At 52.4% G+C, this 16,897-nt stretch carries 13 protein-coding genes; 7 read left to right on the forward strand and 6 right to left on the reverse strand.

Going from position 1 to position 16,897, the window contains the following annotated elements:
• Nucleotides 1-259 precede the first annotated feature (259 nt).
• The 4 genes from ACV7NC_RS00480 to ACV7NC_RS00495 all read left to right on the forward strand — a co-directional run bounded on the left by ACV7NC_RS00480 (nucleotide 260) and on the right by ACV7NC_RS00495 (nucleotide 4,142).
• On the forward strand, nucleotides 260-1,786 hold the full coding sequence (locus ACV7NC_RS00480; protein WP_458153452.1) for a M14 family metallopeptidase: 1,527 nt from the start codon (nucleotides 260-262) through the stop codon (nucleotides 1,784-1,786).
• Entirely contained in the window at nucleotides 1,783-3,234 is a 1,452-nt protein-coding gene (locus tag ACV7NC_RS00485; protein ID WP_458153454.1) for a M14 family zinc carboxypeptidase, read from the forward strand. Before ACV7NC_RS00480 ends, ACV7NC_RS00485 begins: the two co-directional genes overlap by 4 nt.
• A gap of 137 nt (nucleotides 3,235-3,371) precedes the next feature.
• Nucleotides 3,372-3,725, forward strand: a complete 354-nt coding sequence (locus ACV7NC_RS00490) for a hypothetical protein (protein WP_458153455.1) — start codon at nucleotides 3,372-3,374, stop codon at nucleotides 3,723-3,725.
• A gap of 81 nt (nucleotides 3,726-3,806) precedes the next feature.
• Nucleotides 3,807-4,142, forward strand: a complete 336-nt coding sequence (locus tag ACV7NC_RS00495; RefSeq protein WP_458153457.1) for a DUF4156 domain-containing protein — start codon at nucleotides 3,807-3,809, stop codon at nucleotides 4,140-4,142.
• Nucleotides 4,143-4,217: 75 nt separating this feature from the next.
• Here ACV7NC_RS00495 and ACV7NC_RS00500 read toward each other — a convergent pair whose 3' ends face one another.
• From ACV7NC_RS00500 to ACV7NC_RS00525, 6 genes are all read right to left on the reverse strand, one after another.
• On the reverse strand, nucleotides 4,218-4,499 hold the full coding sequence (locus ACV7NC_RS00500; RefSeq protein WP_458153459.1) for a peptidylprolyl isomerase: 282 nt from the start codon (nucleotides 4,497-4,499) through the stop codon (nucleotides 4,218-4,220).
• A gap of 161 nt (nucleotides 4,500-4,660) precedes the next feature.
• Nucleotides 4,661-5,935, reverse strand: coding sequence for an O-acetylhomoserine aminocarboxypropyltransferase/cysteine synthase family protein (locus tag ACV7NC_RS00505; RefSeq protein WP_458153460.1), 1,275 nt, complete (start codon nucleotides 5,933-5,935; stop codon nucleotides 4,661-4,663).
• 206 nt (nucleotides 5,936-6,141) lie between these two features.
• Nucleotides 6,142-8,340: an endonuclease/exonuclease/phosphatase family protein gene (locus ACV7NC_RS00510; RefSeq protein WP_458153461.1), complete on the reverse strand. Its 2,199-nt coding sequence runs from the start codon at nucleotides 8,338-8,340 to the stop codon at nucleotides 6,142-6,144.
• 63 nt (nucleotides 8,341-8,403) lie between these two features.
• Nucleotides 8,404-9,354 carry an alpha/beta fold hydrolase gene (locus ACV7NC_RS00515; protein ID WP_458153462.1) on the reverse strand — a complete coding sequence of 317 codons (951 nt, stop codon included), beginning with the start codon at nucleotides 9,352-9,354 and terminating at the stop codon, nucleotides 8,404-8,406.
• Nucleotides 9,351-9,743, reverse strand: a complete 393-nt coding sequence (locus tag ACV7NC_RS00520; protein WP_458153463.1) for a hypothetical protein — start codon at nucleotides 9,741-9,743, stop codon at nucleotides 9,351-9,353. Before ACV7NC_RS00520 ends, ACV7NC_RS00515 begins: the two co-directional genes overlap by 4 nt.
• A gap of 100 nt (nucleotides 9,744-9,843) precedes the next feature.
• Nucleotides 9,844-11,100, reverse strand: coding sequence for an L-lactate MFS transporter (locus ACV7NC_RS00525; protein WP_458153465.1), 1,257 nt, complete (start codon nucleotides 11,098-11,100; stop codon nucleotides 9,844-9,846).
• A 217-nt stretch (nucleotides 11,101-11,317) separates the two neighbouring features.
• Between ACV7NC_RS00525 and ACV7NC_RS00530 the strand changes: the two genes are divergently transcribed.
• The 3 genes from ACV7NC_RS00530 to ACV7NC_RS00540 are packed head-to-tail and all read left to right on the forward strand — an operon-like array spanning nucleotide 11,318 to nucleotide 16,879.
• Nucleotides 11,318-12,601 (forward strand): toll/interleukin-1 receptor domain-containing protein, encoded by a 1,284-nt coding sequence (locus ACV7NC_RS00530; protein ID WP_458153466.1) that lies wholly within the window; start codon nucleotides 11,318-11,320, stop codon nucleotides 12,599-12,601.
• 11 nt (nucleotides 12,602-12,612) lie between these two features.
• Nucleotides 12,613-13,773, forward strand: coding sequence for an AAA family ATPase (locus ACV7NC_RS00535; protein WP_458153467.1), 1,161 nt, complete (start codon nucleotides 12,613-12,615; stop codon nucleotides 13,771-13,773).
• A gap of 16 nt (nucleotides 13,774-13,789) precedes the next feature.
• Nucleotides 13,790-16,879: an SUMF1/EgtB/PvdO family nonheme iron enzyme gene (locus ACV7NC_RS00540; protein ID WP_458153468.1), complete on the forward strand. Its 3,090-nt coding sequence runs from the start codon at nucleotides 13,790-13,792 to the stop codon at nucleotides 16,877-16,879.
• Nucleotides 16,880-16,897: the final 18 nt, after the last annotated feature.

Below are 16,897 nucleotides of genomic sequence, written 5' to 3' on the forward strand. Positions count from 1 at the left end.
AATCAGTTCCGCGGTTACGAGAAATTGCCCTCTACAGCTTTATTAAACCTTGTTGCTTTGCTGCTTATTGTTATGAGTACTGCTTAAAAAGATGCTTGAAACAGTTGTGTGTACGATAAACGCAAAGCTGGTTGAAAGGAATGGGAAATTATTACTTTTTTTACTAGTACTTAGTTACTACAGTTTAAGTAAAAGAGTAGGACACGTAACAGGATGGTTGTCCTGTCCATCGAATCATCACACTCACCGGGTTGCCAGCATGCATTGGCTGATAGTTAAAATATTATTATTTATTACAGTTACTTACAGCGCATTGTGCAGCGGGCAGGTTGTCCCGATTGAAACACCGCTGGAAGCGGTACGCTACGCCAGAATCAGCACGTCGAACGAAATCAGCCGCTATATTCATGCGCTGGCCGAGCGTTATCCGGAACTGGTGCGTGTGGAGTCGATCGGTCGCAGCGTTCTGGATCGCCCGATCGAAGTCATACGATTTTCCGCGCCGCGCCGCGATGATTCGGTAAAGCGGCTCACGGTCATGATTGTCGGTTCGCAACATGGCGCCGCAGAACCCGGGGGTGGCGAAGCGATGCTGATAATCGCGCGGGAACTGGCAGATGGATATCTGCGGCCGCTGCTGGAGGAAATGGATGTGATTTTGTTGCCCAATGCCAATCCAGATGGACGGGACTTGGGGAGGCGGTCGAATGCTAACCGCGTCAACATCAATACCGATTTCGTATTGCTCACGCAACCCGAAACCCGCATTCTGAAAGACGCAGTGGCGCGTTACGCGCCCGATGTATTGCTCGATTCCCATGAATCGGCGGTATTGAAGCGGGAAACGCTTGCCACCGAAGGCTATCTGACCGACTTCGACGCGCAATTTGAAATCAGCAATAATCCGGCAGTACCGGCGGTATTGCGGGATTATGCCTTGAATACTTTTTTGCCGGCATTAATCGGCCGGGTAACAGACGGCGGATTGCCGTCGCATCGCTACATCGGGGAGATCACTCGTATTAAACAGCCGATCACCAACGGTGGACTAACCTTGCGCAATTTCCGCAATGCCGCGGCGATGTCGGGTGCGCTGTCGCTGCTGGTCGAAACCAAGCTGGATTCGCGCGAACAAGTTTTTCCAACATACCGCAATATTGCTCAGCGTGTCGCACGGCAATTATTATGCTTACGTTCGTTCCTGACGCTGGCGCATGAGCAGCGTGCCGAGATTCAAGCAAAAACGGCGATGGCCCGTGCCGCGTTGCATCGAGAATCGTTAACGTTGTATGCCGGTTATGCGTTGAATCAGGCGCAGCCACTCACATCGATTCCAATGCGGCGGCTTGATAACGGCCAGCTTCAGCAGCTTGATTTTCCAGATCACCGGCACCAAATAAACGCTGATGAGATCGCCTTTCCGCCGATGCTGGTGATTACCCGTCATCAGGATATCATTCGTCCGTTGCTGGATCGTCATCGCATAGATTATCAGCCGGTTTTGCAGTCATCAGAATACGAAGTGGTTGCAATGCGTCTCAATGCTCCCGCCAATAGCACGATGCGCGCCGGGCTGCTGGCGGAGACGCAAAAGACTCTGACGATTGATCGCGGCAGCCTGCTTATCGATTTGTTCCAGCCGAACGGCCGTGCTGCTGCATTGCTGCTGGATCCACGCTCAATCAGCAGTATTTTTCGTTATCCCGAATACGCCAGTTTGGTGGATCCGGAAACAGAGTTTTTTATTTACCGCATTGCCGAGAAAATTCTGCTTGGTCAGCCATGAATCTGATTAAGACGCCTCTTGAGCAGAACGTTTTTCAACGCTATTCGAGTTCGGATGAGATCGCCGGTTTTTTGCATACGCTAGCCACAACTGCCGGGCGCCTTGCCCGGCTCGATCGCATCGGTTATTCAGCGCATGGCCGGGAGATTCTCGCTGTGTGTTGCAGCGATCATTCCGAAAATCCGGGCATGGCTTTGCAGAAATTACGGGTCATGCTGGTCGGTTCGCAACACGGCGCTTCGGAAGCGGCTGGTTGCGAAGCCCTGCTGCATCTGGCACGAGCCATACTCACGGGCGAATTGCAGCATCTGCTGGAGAAATTTGAAATCATCATTATTCCGAACGCCAACCCGGATGGCCGCGAGCGGGATTCCAGCAAGAACGGCAACGATGTCAACATCAATCGCGATTTTGTTTTGTTGTCGCAGCCCGAGAGCTGCGCGTTGGATACTGCGGTGTTGCGCTATCAGCCTGCGGTGGTGCTGGATATGCATGAATCTGCCGTGTTGAAGCGCAAAACCCTCGGAGTCGAAGGTTATCTGACCGATTTCGAGGCGCAATTCGACATCGCAAATCATCCGGCAATTTCAGAAAATTTGCAAAACTATGCCGAATCACAACTGCTGCCGGCATTGATCGCAGCGGTTGAGACACGCGGCCTGCGCGCCCAGCGTTACATCCGCGAGATCACCTCAACGAAGCAACCGATCACGCATGGCGATCTGACGATGCGCATCTTCCGCAACAAAGCAGGATTGCGAGGCGCGATGGCTATTTTGCTGGAAACACCGATGGAACCGAAAGCCGATCATCATCCGACATTTCGCAATATCGCGGTTCGAATGGAAAAGCAATGGTGTTGCTTGCAAGCGTTGTTACAGGTATTGCAGTCGCAACAACCGGCGATTCTGTCAGCCGTCGCACGCGATGCGCAGCTTCCGCCGCAGGGGAATATAGCACTCAACGGTTTTTACGTGCCCAGAAACGAATCGCCGGTAACACGGATCAACCTGCGCCGGCGCGATACGCGCGAGATCGAATCCCTCGAGTTTGCCGATCATCGCGCCATTGCGGCGCACGATTTCTTGCAGTTGCCCAAGGCATATATCGTGCAAGCGCATACTGACGTTTTTGCGGATTTGTTCGAGCGGCATCGCATCCCGTTCGATACGGTTACGGAACCGTTCGAGGCGGTCCTGGAAAGCGATGTTTTCGCGTACGGCGATTCCTCGGAACGCATCCTCCCGGTGCTGGATACATCCCGCAATCGCGATGTGGTCATGCCCGGGTATCTGTATGTCCGGCTACTGCCGGATACCGCACGGCTGCTGCCGTTATTGCTGGATCCGCGCTCGATCAGCAGCGTATTCCAGTATCCGCCATTTGCGCGATTAATCGCAGCTTGCCAGCCTTTCTTCATCGCACGCATGTTCGATCAACACCAGTAAGTCTATGCTTTATATTCGATAAGCAGTGTGACAAAAGTCACATTGAGCCGATCCGGCATGACGGTAAACTTATTAAACCTCGTTCATTGTCCGGAACTGGCAGGTCGGCCTAATAAATCATGAATTACCGATCAATCATGAGAAAACTCAGACTCTTACTCATCGGTGAAACAATACGGAAAAACAACCGCTATGCCACGGCAACCGTGGCTGTCAGCGCGGGATATATCTACCGGAAGACCGGTGAAACCATCAGCAAGGACCTAGGGACTGTCGAAACGGATACCAATGGCTATGTATCGTTTGACCTGTTCAGCGCATTGCCTGACGAGCAAGAAATCGAATTACGCCATTTGTGGCTTGAGCTTGCCGGAGATCGCGAGGGTAAACGGGATATTCTGTACGAATACCGCGCAGCGCACACCACCAATCTGCTGCTCATTCATGTTCCCGAATCGATTTGGCATTCACCCTCCGCGCTGGAGGCATAAGCCGGAAAAAAACGATGGAAAAGCGGTTGGAAGAAAAGCGCCTGGATTTGATAGAATAAGCGCACTATCGATGAGGTGCGCATGATGAAAAATAAATTGTTTTTTATGGTTACGGTGTTACTGGCATTCTCGCTGACTGCTTGTGCCTGGGTAAAAGTAACGGGAAAAGGCGAGGGCGTGCGTGTGCTGCAATCCGCTCAATCACTCGAGTCGTGCAAAAAAATGGGCAATGTGAATTCCAAGGTGATCAGCCAGTTCATTTTTGACCGCGATGCCGAGAAAGTTGCCGGTGAGCTCGCCGATCTGGCGCGCAACGAAGCTGCGTTAATGGGAGGCGATACCGTCGTTCCGGTTTCTAAAATCATCGATGGCCGCCGCAGTTTCGCAGTGTATCAATGCTTCCAGCCTGCCCGGTAGCTGCCGCACGTTCATGACGGAATGATAGGGTCACGAACGTAATCGGCAGGTAGGGCGGTATGGAATTTTTACGGGTTAGTCGTTGCGTTGGGTGACTTCGACTAAATGATACCCAAACTGCGTTTTAACCGGTCCTTGCACTTCACCGACTGGTGCGCTGAATACCACCGTGTCAAATTCCTTGACCATTTGGCCGCGGCCGAATTCTCCTAATTCACCGCCTTGCTTGCCCGATGGGCATAGCGAATGTTGTTGCGCCAATGCGCCGAAGTCGGCGCCGTTTTCGATTTCCGCTTTCAGGTTGTTACATTGTTCCTCGGTTTTTACCAGAATATGACGGGCGCTGGCTCGTGCCATAAGTGTTCTCCTTAAAGGTTGTGATGCAGAAATAATCGGGAAAGCTCGCTACCATCGCATCGTTTGGAATTGACTGAAAGCGCGCGATAAGCAAGATGGAATTTAACACAGAGCACCGCCGCAATGCAGCTTTTTCTAACAACAATCGGATCTAAAGTGGCTTACGAGGCTGCTGCCAGGGCTTGTTCCAGATCTTCCAGAATGTCATTAATGTGCTCGATGCCGATGCACAACCGGATCATATCCGCCGTCACGCCCGCCGCAGCCAGTTCGGGCTCGGTGAGCTGACGGTGGGTGGTTGACGCCGGATGCGCTGCCAGCGATTTGGCGTCGCCGATATTAACCAGACGCTTGAATAATTTGAGCGCGTCGTAGAATTTCACGCCGGCATCGAAACCGCCTTTGATACCGAACGCCAGCAATGCCGAAGGCCGGCCTTTCATGTATTTCTGCGCCAGTTGATAGTATTCCGACGACGGCAAACCGGCATACTTGACCCATGCGACACCCGGATGCTTCTCCAGGTAGTGCGCCACATTCAACGCGTTTTCGGTATGCCGCTCCATGCGCAGCGACAGGGTTTCAATCCCTTGCAGGAAAAAGAACGCATTCATCGGCGACATCGCCGAGCCGGTATTGCGCAAAGCGACCGTGCGCACCCTGCCGATATAAGCCGCCGGTCCCAGCGCTTCGGTATAGATGACGCCGTGGTAGGCCGGTTCCGGATTATTCAGCATCGGAAAACGTTTGGCGTGCTCGGCCCACGGGAATTTTCCGGAGTCGACGATGATGCCGCCGATCGAAGTGCCGTGTCCGCCCATGTACTTGGTCAGCGAATGCACCACGATATCCGCGCCAAACTCGATCGGTTTCATCAGCACCGGTGTCGGTACGGTGTTGTCGACGATGAGCGGAATTCCATGACGATGCGCCAGTGCTGCAATGGCTTCCAGATCCGGGATATTGCCCGCCGGGTTGCCGAGCGTTTCGCAGTAAACCGCAGCGGTTTTATCGTCGATCAGCGGCTCCATGCTGGCGGCCCGGTCGTCCTTGGCAAAACGCACGTCGATGCCGAGTTTCGGCAGCATGTGCGCAAACAGCGTGTATGTGCCGCCGTACAGCATCGGCACGCTGACGATGTTATTGCCGACTTCGGCAATGTTGATGATCGAATAATGAATCGCTGCCTGCCCGGAACTCAGGGCCAGCCCTGCTACCCCGCCTTCAAGCGCGGCCACCCGCTGTTCCAGCACATCGTTGGTCGGATTCATGATACGGGTATAAATATTGCCCGGCACCGCCAGATTGAATAAATCCGCGCCATGCTGAGCGTTATCGAATTCGTATGCGACGGTTTGGTAAATCGGAACGGCAACGGCTTTGGTCGTGGGGTCGGTCTGATAACCGGTGTGGATCGCGATGGTTTCGTCTTTCATTGATTCATCCTCTCAGAAAAAACAGTCGTGGTAATGACTTTGCGGCTAGCTCGCAGGTGTGCCATTCACCGGCCGTATTCCACCTGCTGGATTCGAACCTTTTACCGCGTTGCACCAGTCTCGTCAATCGGCAAGCAGGAAACAAAATATCCCGATAGTCCTACAAGCTGAGAACAAACCACCAAAATGATCAATGTATCGCACTATCACCGGTTCGGATTCCGGCTCAGCTTGTAACTGATTTGATACTCCGCACCTTCCGCTTCGATGATGAGCGACGATTCCCGGCTGTTTTCGCCTTTCTTCAATGCGGGAATCGTGGCGGTGAACGGGCCGTCGTCGTCATCGCCGCTGTCGAGTTCGAACACGGTGATGTTGAGCCGGTCGCTAAATGCAGTATTTTTCGGGTAATAAGCATTGAGCATGCGCCGTTCGTCGTCGTCGAAGTCTTCATCGGTGAAGTCGAGGAAGTTGGTGGCCATGTCGTCGGCGGTCATGGTGAGGTGAATCTCGTCCGCGCCGAGGCCGCTTTGGTCTTCAATGCTGTAGATTTCCAGGTGATTCAGGTAGGAAATGCTGTAGCGATAACCCGCCAGGAATTCATAGTCCGTTATCTGGCTGCGTTCCAGCAGCATGTAGATATCCTGGATGTCGGCGGCGCGGTCATAGCCGATCAGCGTGAGCGCGTCTTCGTTCGATACTTGCTCAAAAGGCGCTGGGGCGGCGATGCCTTCGAACAAACTGAGGCGGATTTTCCGGTTGAAATCGTTTTGGATGTAAAACTCCACCCAGTAAGGATTGCCGCTCAACAATTGCTCGGCCAGCGGCGCGCGGAACCAGCATTCGTCGTTGGCGCCGTTTTTCTGGCCCACGGGTAAGCGAGGGTCTTTGGGATCGTCGTTCGGCAATAAGCCGATGGCGAGGAAACGGTTCTCGCCAGTGTGCTTGATGAAGGAAAAAGCGATGTTGCCGGTGAATTGATCCTCTCTTTCAGTGGCTTTCAGGCGGATGAACATCGGTTTATGCACATCGACCTGATCGCCCGTTTCGGCAAGCTGGAATTCGTGTTGCAGACCGTTTAACCAATCGAGGTCGAGTCCTAATTCCGCCCATTTGACTTGATTGAACGGGTCCACTTTTGTGGACATAGCGTTTTCATAATAAAACGCGACTTCCAGATTGGGCGAGTATGTGAAGGTATAGGTGCCCGGCTCACGGATATAAACCCACTGGAACACGCCGGGGGAGGGGATCTTCAGGTCGTTGGCAATATTGACTTTGACCAATGAATCCGGCGCTTGAAAATGCGCAAAGTCGCTTTGCAGTTTGGCTTGATTCAGCGTGTTGTACGGAAACTGCCAATGCACTTGCGCCAGAATACCTTTGTGGTCGCTTTGGATTCGTTCGAATGCCATATCCAGCGCGGAGAAATTCGACGGCAAAATCCGCATGTGCTGCGCGACCAGATGGCGCGGCGTTTCGCCCATGGCATCGGTGCGTTGCTTCGGAAAGCAGATGTAATCCAGCCGCTCTTTCAATCCCGCCGGCAAATGTTCGCCTTCTTTCAGATTGGTATTGGTCAAGCCCGGATCGGCTTCCATGAAAGCGCCCGGCGGCGTCATGAACGTGCGCCAGCCGTCGATCAGTTGTTCGGTGAAAATCAGTTGGTTTTGCCTGAAGGGAATGCCTTGTGAGGAATTATTGTACGGACCGCCGTTGTTGATGAATACATTGGTCCATTCGCCGTAACCATCGGTGGAGTACGGAGGCGTATCGCCGCGGATGTTCAAATCGCCGAGCACGATGACCTTATCCCAATTGGCGTTGTCTTCCGGCGCGCCGATGAGTTCGATCAGCGCGCCTTCGATGACTTTCAATTGCCGCAAGCGGATGACGTGGTGTTCGCCGACTTCGTCGTAAAACGCCTGCAAGTGCGTCAAGGCGATGGTGACGACTTCAAAGTGTAAGCCGGTGCTGATTTGAACGATGGCCACGCCTTTTTCCGCCAAGCCGTCATCGCTCGCGCTCATTGGGTAAAAAAGACCGCTTTGATAAGGATAAAATCGGCTGCGGTTATTGGAAAAGTTATTATCCGACGGTGGCAATTCGCGAAATTCGAATCTGCTGAATATCGCCAGCCCGCCGTCGTTCAGATCGCCGCTGCCGCCGTTGAACGACACGATGTAATGCGGATACAGATGTTTTAACCCATTTTCCAGAATCTCTTTCGCGTCCTCATTATCCGCCTCATTGAACACCACCACGTCGGGATGCTCGTCAAACGCAAAATTACCGGGATCGAGCGCTTTGACTGCCGCTTTCGCGCGCCATTCGGCATCGCTGTGAGGGCCTGCGGGCCAAGCCTGAGCCTGGATATTCATGGTGAGGATTCTGAAATTTCTCATGATGGAAGTTCTCCCTGCGGTGGAGGTTAATGTTGCTGGTCGGCTGAATATGGTAAACCGTATTTATGGGTTAATTGCAGTGCGGTGCGATACCGCTTCCAGGAAATTGTGCAAATGCGGTAACAGCAGCGACGGTTTTTCTTCTTGCACGGCGTGACCGACATCGCTCATGATGACGAGTTTTGAGTTCGGCAGATTTTCATGTAGGCGTTTGCCGACGGCCAACGGCACGATTTCGTCCTCCCGGCTCCAGATGATCAGGGTGGGAATGGTCAGGCTCGCGTAGTTTTCCGAGAATTGCTGCAAATCAGTCGGCAGCATTTGTCGCACAGACGTCAGTAGCGCGTATTTGGCATTCGGTTTGCCGAGATTGCTGGCATAGTGATCAATGGCTTCTTGCGGAATCAGATCGTCATTGAAATACACTTTCTGCAGAAGATCCTTTACCTGGAAGGTATTGGGTACGACATAAGTGACCAACGGCCCCAATATCGGAGTTGCGAGTATTTTTACGAAACCGGGCAGTTCCTGCGGGTAGGCAACGCTGTCAATGAGCACCAGGCTTTTTTGCAGGCCCGGATTGGAATCCGCTAAATAGATCGATACTGCCAATGCCACGCCGCCGCCATAGGAATGGCCGATGATGTGAAGATTCTGCAAATCGTTATCGAGAATAAAGTTCCGGATCAATCTGGCCTGATCGTACACGGAATAGGCATCATCGCGCGGCTTGGGTGAATCGCCGAAGCCTTTCAAGTCGATGGTGATGACCCGGTTTTTTTGCGCCAGCGGTTCGACGATATGCCGCCAGCTATAACTGCTGGCGCCGAAGCCATGTATCAGCAGTACCGGCTCGCCGACGCCGACGCTTCGGAATGCCAGTTCCAGTCCGCTGGTTTTGTCGGGGACTTGGTATTGCGTCCAGACGGGAATGTTTTTATCCATGACCGCACAGCCGCTGAAGGTTAAAACCGCTAGCAGCAATGCGAGTTTTGGCAGGTGATGGTTTCTCATGTCAAAGCGCGGATCAGCATCGTCAGATCGAAGACAGCACCGCCAAAAAAAGCGATTGCGCCGAAAATGGGCAATACGGCAATGATATTGCACGCTTTTTTCAGCCGATTGGCTTCTTCGTCATTTTCTATCTTCATATGGCGCGGGATGGATACGATCACATAACTGATCAGACAGAGAAAGATGATGTTTCCGACCGCAAGCGGCAGCAGGTTGGTCAGATAGATTTCCACCGGACCGAGCGTTTGCTCCGGGCAACGTCCGCATTTATCGACCAATTCGAACAGCATGTCGCGCCTGGCGTTGATGATTTGAAAGAAGCTGAGCGTGGTATTGACTGCGCCCCATAAAGCCGCCAATAAAACAATGGGAAGTCCCAATTTATCCATAGCGATTGCTCTCCCTAATCATTCCTCCACAAAGGTTATCACGGGGAGGTTTAAAACGAAATGCGTTGTTATCGATATGTATGAGAATAGGATCGAGCTGTTAACGGGCTTGCCCGGTTTTTGCGGGATTCAATCCCATCGCGGCAATCACCATCCCAAGCAGCGCCAGCCCCGCGACCACCGGAAAGGCATGCAGATAGCTGCCGGTGATGTCCTTGATGCTGCCGGACAGCAAAGTCCCCAGAATGGCCCCGGCACCGTAGGCGGTAAACACTACGCCGTAATTCTGCGCGTAAAATTGCTTGCCGAAAAAAATGCCGGTCGCAGTAGGCGCCAACGCCAGCCATCCGCCCAGGCACATCCACAACACGCAGAATACCAACAGGTACAGCATGGCATTGTCTTGCCCGAAAAAGAACAGCAGCAGCGATGCCCCTAGAATCATCGCGAATGAAATCACTGCAGTACGCTTCGGACCGAGCTTATCGGTTAAAGCCCCGAACAGCGGCCGCCCCAATCCGTTAAATAACGCGAACAACGACACAGCCAACGCAGCGGTGGTTGCTTCCAGTTTTGCGATTTCGGTACCCACCGGCGAAGCGATGCCGATGGCCATTAAACCAGCCAGGCAACCGATGGTGTACGTCGCCCACAGCGCGTAGAAATTCGTGGTTTTTAACATGGCTTGCCGGTTTAAATTCAAAGTCGGCGCTACGGCTTCATCTACCCGATGATTTGTTGCCGCAGGGTTCCAACTATTCGGTGGGAAACGTAACAACTGCGCCAGCAACGTAATCACAATCGTAAATACGATGCCTAAGTATAGAAACGTATGCATGAGCCCGATGTCCGGCTGCAGAATCATGGCCTTCATCAGCGGCGCGATGACCAGTGCCGACACGCCGAAACCCATCACCGTCAAACCGATTGCCAAGCCGCTGTAACGAGGAAACCATTTCGCCACGACCGCAATCGGGCAGCCGTACATAATACCGACCCCGGCGCCGCCAATGACGCCGTATAAAATAGTCAAGGTAACAATATCCCCGGAAAAACTCGCTGCGATCCATCCGCTTCCTGCCAATAAGCCGCCGAGCGTCGCCGTATTTCTCGGTCCCCAGCGCGCGATCAGGTTGCCCGCCAGCGGCATCGCAACCGCGAACACCGCCAGAAACACCATGAACGGATACCCGCTCTGGCTCGAAGTGATTCCCCACAAACTCTCCAACGGCTTGCGGAAAATGCTGAAGGCATAAATCGATCCCAGGCAGACATTGATCAGCAACCCGGTTACCACAAACACCCAGCGGCCTTTCGCGGCTTCCATGCCGAATAATCTCAAATCGTGTTGGTTCATTTCAGTTTTTTTATTGTTTATCATGAATTTAAAACCGCCCGCTTTAGCCGGTGGTTGTTGATTACACCGGTTTTTCTGAGCGAAGTGCTGCGATCTCAAAAAAGTCAAGTTATCAAAACATAACGGTTTTTATAGAAAAATTATCTTATGTTAACATTGCCCCGGTTTGCAGCATGCCTTTTCAATTTCAATTCGATTGAGTGATTGAACAAAAGCGATGGAACAACAGAAAAAGAAAGATTTTTTTATTAGTTATACCGCTGTCGATAAAAATAAAGCGGAATGGATAGCATGGCAATTGGAGGCGGCAGGTTATACCACGATCATTCAAGCTTGGGATTTTGGTCCTGGCGATAATTTTGTCATTGAGATGCAAAATGCTGCAACTGAGGCTGTTCGAACCATTGCGGTATTATCGCCCGATTATTTGCAGTCAAAATTTACCGCGCCGGAGTGGGCAGCGGCTTTTGCACAAGACCCGACCGGTGAGAAAAGACTGTTAATCCCCGTTCGAGTGGCTAAGGTTGATTTGACCGGGTTGTTACGTCCAATTGTCTACATAGATCTGGTCAATTGCGGCGTAGAAGAAGCGCGCAAGCGGTTAATTAGGCATGTTGGCGCGAGCATCAACGGAGTCAGGGCAAAACCTGATAAAGAGCCGCCATTTTGGGATGATTCTGGCGATACAACTATTCAACCAAAAGAGAAAATCCCCCATAAACAATTGAATCCTAGCTATAAATTAGCTCAGATCGATCGAGAAGATCATTTTGAGCATTTGGCCAATTATATTCCGCTTGAGTATTGTTTACGAAAAGGTCAAACGATGGGGTTTGTCGTGCATGGGCCTGGACAAGAATGGCCTGAGAGTCTTCGCTACAAATTGGTGCATCTGATATGGGAGCGCACTCAAGCCGCAAAAAAAACTTATCCGGATGATTTTCTTAACCAGTCACAAGAAGTGAATCTCTCACAACCGGAGGCATTTCTTTGGCGGCTTTTGGGAAAAGAGTTGGATATCATGGAGACGGAACGAAAAAGAATCTTATCTAAACTACAAAGCGCCCAAGTCAATTATATCTTCGTACGAAAAATGACACCACGAGAAGTGAAGCAAACCAGCTTCCTCGTGGAATTACTCGTAGCGTGGCAAGCCATCAAACTAAAAACTTCAACACCCAGTCATTTTCTGATGCTGATTTGTGAAACCGACTATCTCGAAGAAAGTGAAGACAATTGGCGGCAACGAATCAGTACGCAACTGGAAGCCAGGTCGCTGGCAAATGCCTTGTTACCGCCGATTTCTGATTCGCCTAATTTGGACGATCACTTTTCAACTTGGATCGATTCACATTTCAAGGAAGACCAACATGAGAAATTAATCGCGAAGCTCAAAAAGAAAGCAGCGGAATTAAAAGGAGAAAACAAGCGGTTCAAGCTTCCATTGCAAGCCTTTCGTGAACATTTTCATCCCTTATTCAACGATTACACTCAGAAATAAGCGCAACCAACATGACAACGATTTTTGATCCTTACTATACCGGCAGCGGAACACAGACCCACGCAAAACTACCTGATTATCATACCGATCAGTTAACCGATCCCAGTGGCTATCTTGCACCGCCCGACTTAGTTTCGGCGGTAAATGTGGCATTAGCGCTGGGTCTGCCATTGTTGTTGACCGGCGAACCGGGTTGCGGCAAATCGCAACTGGCCTATAGCCTCGCTTGGGAATTGGGTCTGCCCGATCCCTTCACATTTACCGTCAAATCGGATACGCAAAGCCGGGACCTGTTCTACAGTTTCGATACTTTGGGGCGTTTTCGTGCGGCGCATATCCATAATGTTCAAGAGAACGACGATGCACACCGGTTCTTGCGCATGGAAGCATTGGGGCGGGCTATTTTTCATGCCTTGGGCAGAACCAAGGTCATCGAGATCGATCCGGGATTCACCGGATATCTGGCCGATATTCCTCCACAGCCGCAACGTTCCGTGGTGCTGATCGACGAAATCGACAAAGCGCCGCGCGAAGTACCGAATGACATTTTGAACGAAATTGACCGGATGGCCTTTGATATTCCGGAAGTGACGAAAGCTAATCAAAACAAATCATCTTTCTTGCTGCAAAATAATTCGTCCAAAACTTCAAATGACACCCAAAGTGCAGAGAACTCTAAAATTCGACCGATCGTGATCATTACCAGCAACCGTGAACGCGAATTGCCGGAGGCTTTTTTACGCCGCTGCGTGTATTTTCATGTTGAATTGCCGCCGTTTCGCAGCGAACTGAACAAAACTGACACAAACAAATCAGGCGACGGCAAGGAAGTCAGCGTCGAACGTATCGTCGAAAGCCGTTTAGACCTGGAAAGCATTGACGCGGAACATCACAAACCCAATATCCAGAAGAGTGTCCTTGCTGGCGGGATTTCCTTCTTTGAATATCTGCGCAGCGACGATGTGCATCTGATCAAAAAGCCCTCCACGGCGGAGTTACTCAACTGGATGTTATTGCTGTACTCCCGCTGTTCGGCAACCGGCACCATTGAACACAATCACCATCTGTTTTTAACCAGCGCGAAAGTCACGCTTTTTAAGCATCTGGACGACCAAAAAGAAGCGTCGGATCTCTTCAACGATTGGTTAGTGCTACAAACCGGGAAGAAATAGTCAAAGCACTGCGATTGTGGAACGTTACGATTCACTGAAAGATTTTTTTGCGCAGCTCGATGCGGTGCTGCGCGCCGAAGATATGATGTACGGGCCGGATGTCTGGTTGCGGGTGCATCAATTGGTTTTACGTTTGGATTACTATCATGCGCCGCCATCGGATTTTCGCCAGCTTCTGCCGATGCTACGCCCTTTGTTTTGCCGTAATCCGGGAGAGCAACAGCGGTTTACATTTTTGTTCGAGCAGTGCCTGACTGCGAATGAAAAACCGCAAACCCTGGCATCGGTTAATCGCATCGATACGCCGCAACAGCGGGCGATCGACGATAGTCTAGAGCAAGCGGCCAGGATCAAGCGTTATTGGCTGTGGAGCGGGGTTTTGTTGTTGATCGTTATGGTTACTGTGATGGCGCTTAACTGGCCTAGGCCGCAGAAAATCGAAGAGCCACCCAAACCGCCGGTAACGATCACGCAGCCCGATAAAAAAACCGGCACAACACCTTCACCCTCCGCATCCGAAACCGTTAACCCGGCGCCGGTTACCCGCATCATTGCTCCGCAACCGTTGCCCGAACCGGAAGCCGATCACGCCGAGAGCCTGCCGTGGTATTGGTATGCTTTGCCCTGGCTTATGGCCGCTTGGTGGCTTGCCGCAAGATTCCATCAAAAACTGAAGTTGTCGCGGGACAAAAATTCGGGCGATGACAAGATCAATAAAATTGCTTTCGATCAACAATTCACCCCGATTTGGGGCGGTGTCGATGCGGAAAAATCATTGCGCGAATTGCGTGCGGCGCGGTTGATTCCGACGCGGCGGTTGGATATCGACGCGACCATCGAGGCCACCGCGCGGAATGGCGATTATTTTCAGCCGGTGTATCGCACCCGCCGTATTGCGCCGGAGCATGTGCTGCTGGTGCGAAGCCTGAGCCGTCACGACCAGCAAGCGGAGCTGGCGGAAGAATTGGCCGATCGTTTCAAAAGTCTTGGCTTGCAAGTGAATATTTACCGCTTTCGCGACGATCCGCGCTGGCTGGCAAACTGGGATGACAATGGCGCTAATACTTACTTCGACTTGGTGCAAATTCAGGCAAAACACGGTAATGCGCGGCTTCTGATTATCAGCGAGAGCGATATTGTGTTTCATCCGTACAGCGGTGAACCGCGCGCCTGGTTGTCGGCATTGTCGCCGTGGCAGGATAAAGCATGGTTGCACCCGTACGATGCCCGCGAAGCGCATGCCGATCTGCTCGCCAAACGCGATTTTGTGGTGCTGCCGCTGTCGCGCGACAGTCTGCCGGAATTGGTCAACCGGTTGACGGCTGCTGAAGCCGCCAAGCCGGCAGCGGCCAAAACCGGTTACATCGAATTGCCCGACATCATCGCGCGCGAACCGGATGGCTGGTTGGGTGAGCAACCGCCTTACGGTACTGACCTCGCCGATCTGGAGTGGGAGTTGGAATATTTTCTCGGTACGCATGGCATGCGTTTGCTACGCGCCATTGCGGTGTACCCGAAACCGCAGTGGAAGCTCACGCTGGCGCTGGATTATTTGCTGTTCGGCAAACTTGGCGAAGCCGATCCGCCCGCACGGCGCGAGCAGCGGTTGTCGCGCCTGAGCCGCCTGCCGTGGCTGATGCACGGTTTTATGCCTAATTGGTTGCGCGAGCATTTGCTGGTCAATTGCGATGCGGACGAACGCCAGCACGTTGTCGCCGTGTGGCAATCGTTGTTCGGTCAATTGAACGAGCACGGCAGAAAATCACTGCAACTGGATTTCAGCACGCCATCGAAACGGCAAATCAAGCTACATTGGAACCAGCTCCGTCTGATGCCGCAATCGGATGCGATCAACGATCCGATTTTTGCGCACATCCTGATGGGCGGACAATTCGGCTGGCTCGACTTCCACCTGCCGCGCGCACTCGCTAAACGGTTGCCGTACGCGCAACGCGCGATGGATTTGCGTCCAATTCTGGGCGCGGTCTTTGGTGCCATACTTGGCATGGCGGCGATCTTCGGCATCGACCGGTATTCTGCCGAACCGCCTTTTGATCCGGCGCAATGGCAAGTCACTCTGCAATACCAAACAAATGCCCAACCGTTAGCCATCGCCTTGCAGCAGCATTTGCAACAGGATCAATTCCAGGTCGCGCAACCGGGCGAAATCGGCGAGGCAGCTATTAAACCTCAGATCCATACCATTCTCTATCCGCCCGGCGGGGACAAAGCTGCGGCTAGGATTAAACAGCGTCTAGCATGGCTGGCGTATGGAACGGACGTCGCTTCATACCAATCACAGGATGCCAAAACGATCCAGGTGCAGTTGGTCAATCTGTACGGCACAGCATTCAACGATGAATTGCGCTTGCCGGAAGAACCGCGCTTGCCTTTCGAACCCGAAATGGTGCGCATCCCACCCGGCAAATTCCTGATGGGTTCGCCGGAAAACGATACAGATGGTTATGATGATGAACGACCGCAACACGAAGTCACCATCAATTACGCCTTTGAAATCGCCAAATACGAAGTGACGTTCGACGAATACGACGCGTTTGCCAAGGATGACAAACGTGAATTGCCGGATGATCGTGGTTGGGGGCGCGGCAAGCGGCCGGTGATCAATGTAACCTGGAACGATGCGCAAGACTATGTGCAATGGCTATCAAAGCAGACCGGCAAGAAATACCGCTTGCCGACCGAAGCGGAATGGGAATACGCGGCGCGTGCCGGAATGCAAACCCGCTACTGGTGGGGCGATGACATCGGCAGGAATAATGCCAATTGCGATGGTTGCGGCAGCCAATGGGATAACAAACAATCTGCTCCAGCCGGTTCGTTTAAAGCCAATGCCTTCGGTTTGCACGATACGGCTGGGAATGTATGGGAATGGACGCAAGACTGCTGGCATGGTAATTACGACAAAGCGCCGAGTGACGGTTCCGCCTGGTTGGACAAAGGCGGCGGCGATTGCAGCCTCCGGGTGGTTCGCGGCGGTTCGTGGGACGACCTACCTCAGGGCGTTCGGTCGGCTGACCGTGGCGGGGGCAACGGCTCCGTTGGGGCCGACGGCGACCAGGGTTTTCGGATCGCCAGGGATTTTTGATCTTTGTTCTTTGTGCTT

It is taken from the genome of Nitrosomonas limosa (genome assembly GCF_054188085.1).

Excerpts from the sequence above, each read along its gene's own strand:
- ACV7NC_RS00480 (WP_458153452.1), top strand. The coding sequence starts at position 260 with ATGCATTGGCTGATAGTTAAAATATTATTATTTATTACAGTTACTTAC.
- ACV7NC_RS00485 (WP_458153454.1), top strand. The coding sequence starts at position 1,783 with ATGAATCTGATTAAGACGCCTCTTGAGCAGAACGTTTTTCAACGCTAT.
- ACV7NC_RS00490 (WP_458153455.1), top strand. The coding sequence starts at position 3,372 with ATGAGAAAACTCAGACTCTTACTCATCGGTGAAACAATACGGAAAAAC.
- ACV7NC_RS00495 (WP_458153457.1), top strand. The coding sequence starts at position 3,807 with ATGATGAAAAATAAATTGTTTTTTATGGTTACGGTGTTACTGGCATTC.
- ACV7NC_RS00500 (WP_458153459.1), bottom strand. The coding sequence starts at position 4,499 with ATGGCACGAGCCAGCGCCCGTCATATTCTGGTAAAAACCGAGGAACAA.
- ACV7NC_RS00505 (WP_458153460.1), bottom strand. The coding sequence starts at position 5,935 with ATGAAAGACGAAACCATCGCGATCCACACCGGTTATCAGACCGACCCC.
- ACV7NC_RS00510 (WP_458153461.1), bottom strand. The coding sequence starts at position 8,340 with ATGAGAAATTTCAGAATCCTCACCATGAATATCCAGGCTCAGGCTTGG.
- ACV7NC_RS00515 (WP_458153462.1), bottom strand. The coding sequence starts at position 9,354 with ATGAGAAACCATCACCTGCCAAAACTCGCATTGCTGCTAGCGGTTTTA.
- ACV7NC_RS00520 (WP_458153463.1), bottom strand. The coding sequence starts at position 9,743 with ATGGATAAATTGGGACTTCCCATTGTTTTATTGGCGGCTTTATGGGGC.
- ACV7NC_RS00525 (WP_458153465.1), bottom strand. The coding sequence starts at position 11,100 with ATGAACCAACACGATTTGAGATTATTCGGCATGGAAGCCGCGAAAGGC.
- ACV7NC_RS00530 (WP_458153466.1), top strand. The coding sequence starts at position 11,318 with ATGGAACAACAGAAAAAGAAAGATTTTTTTATTAGTTATACCGCTGTC.
- ACV7NC_RS00535 (WP_458153467.1), top strand. The coding sequence starts at position 12,613 with ATGACAACGATTTTTGATCCTTACTATACCGGCAGCGGAACACAGACC.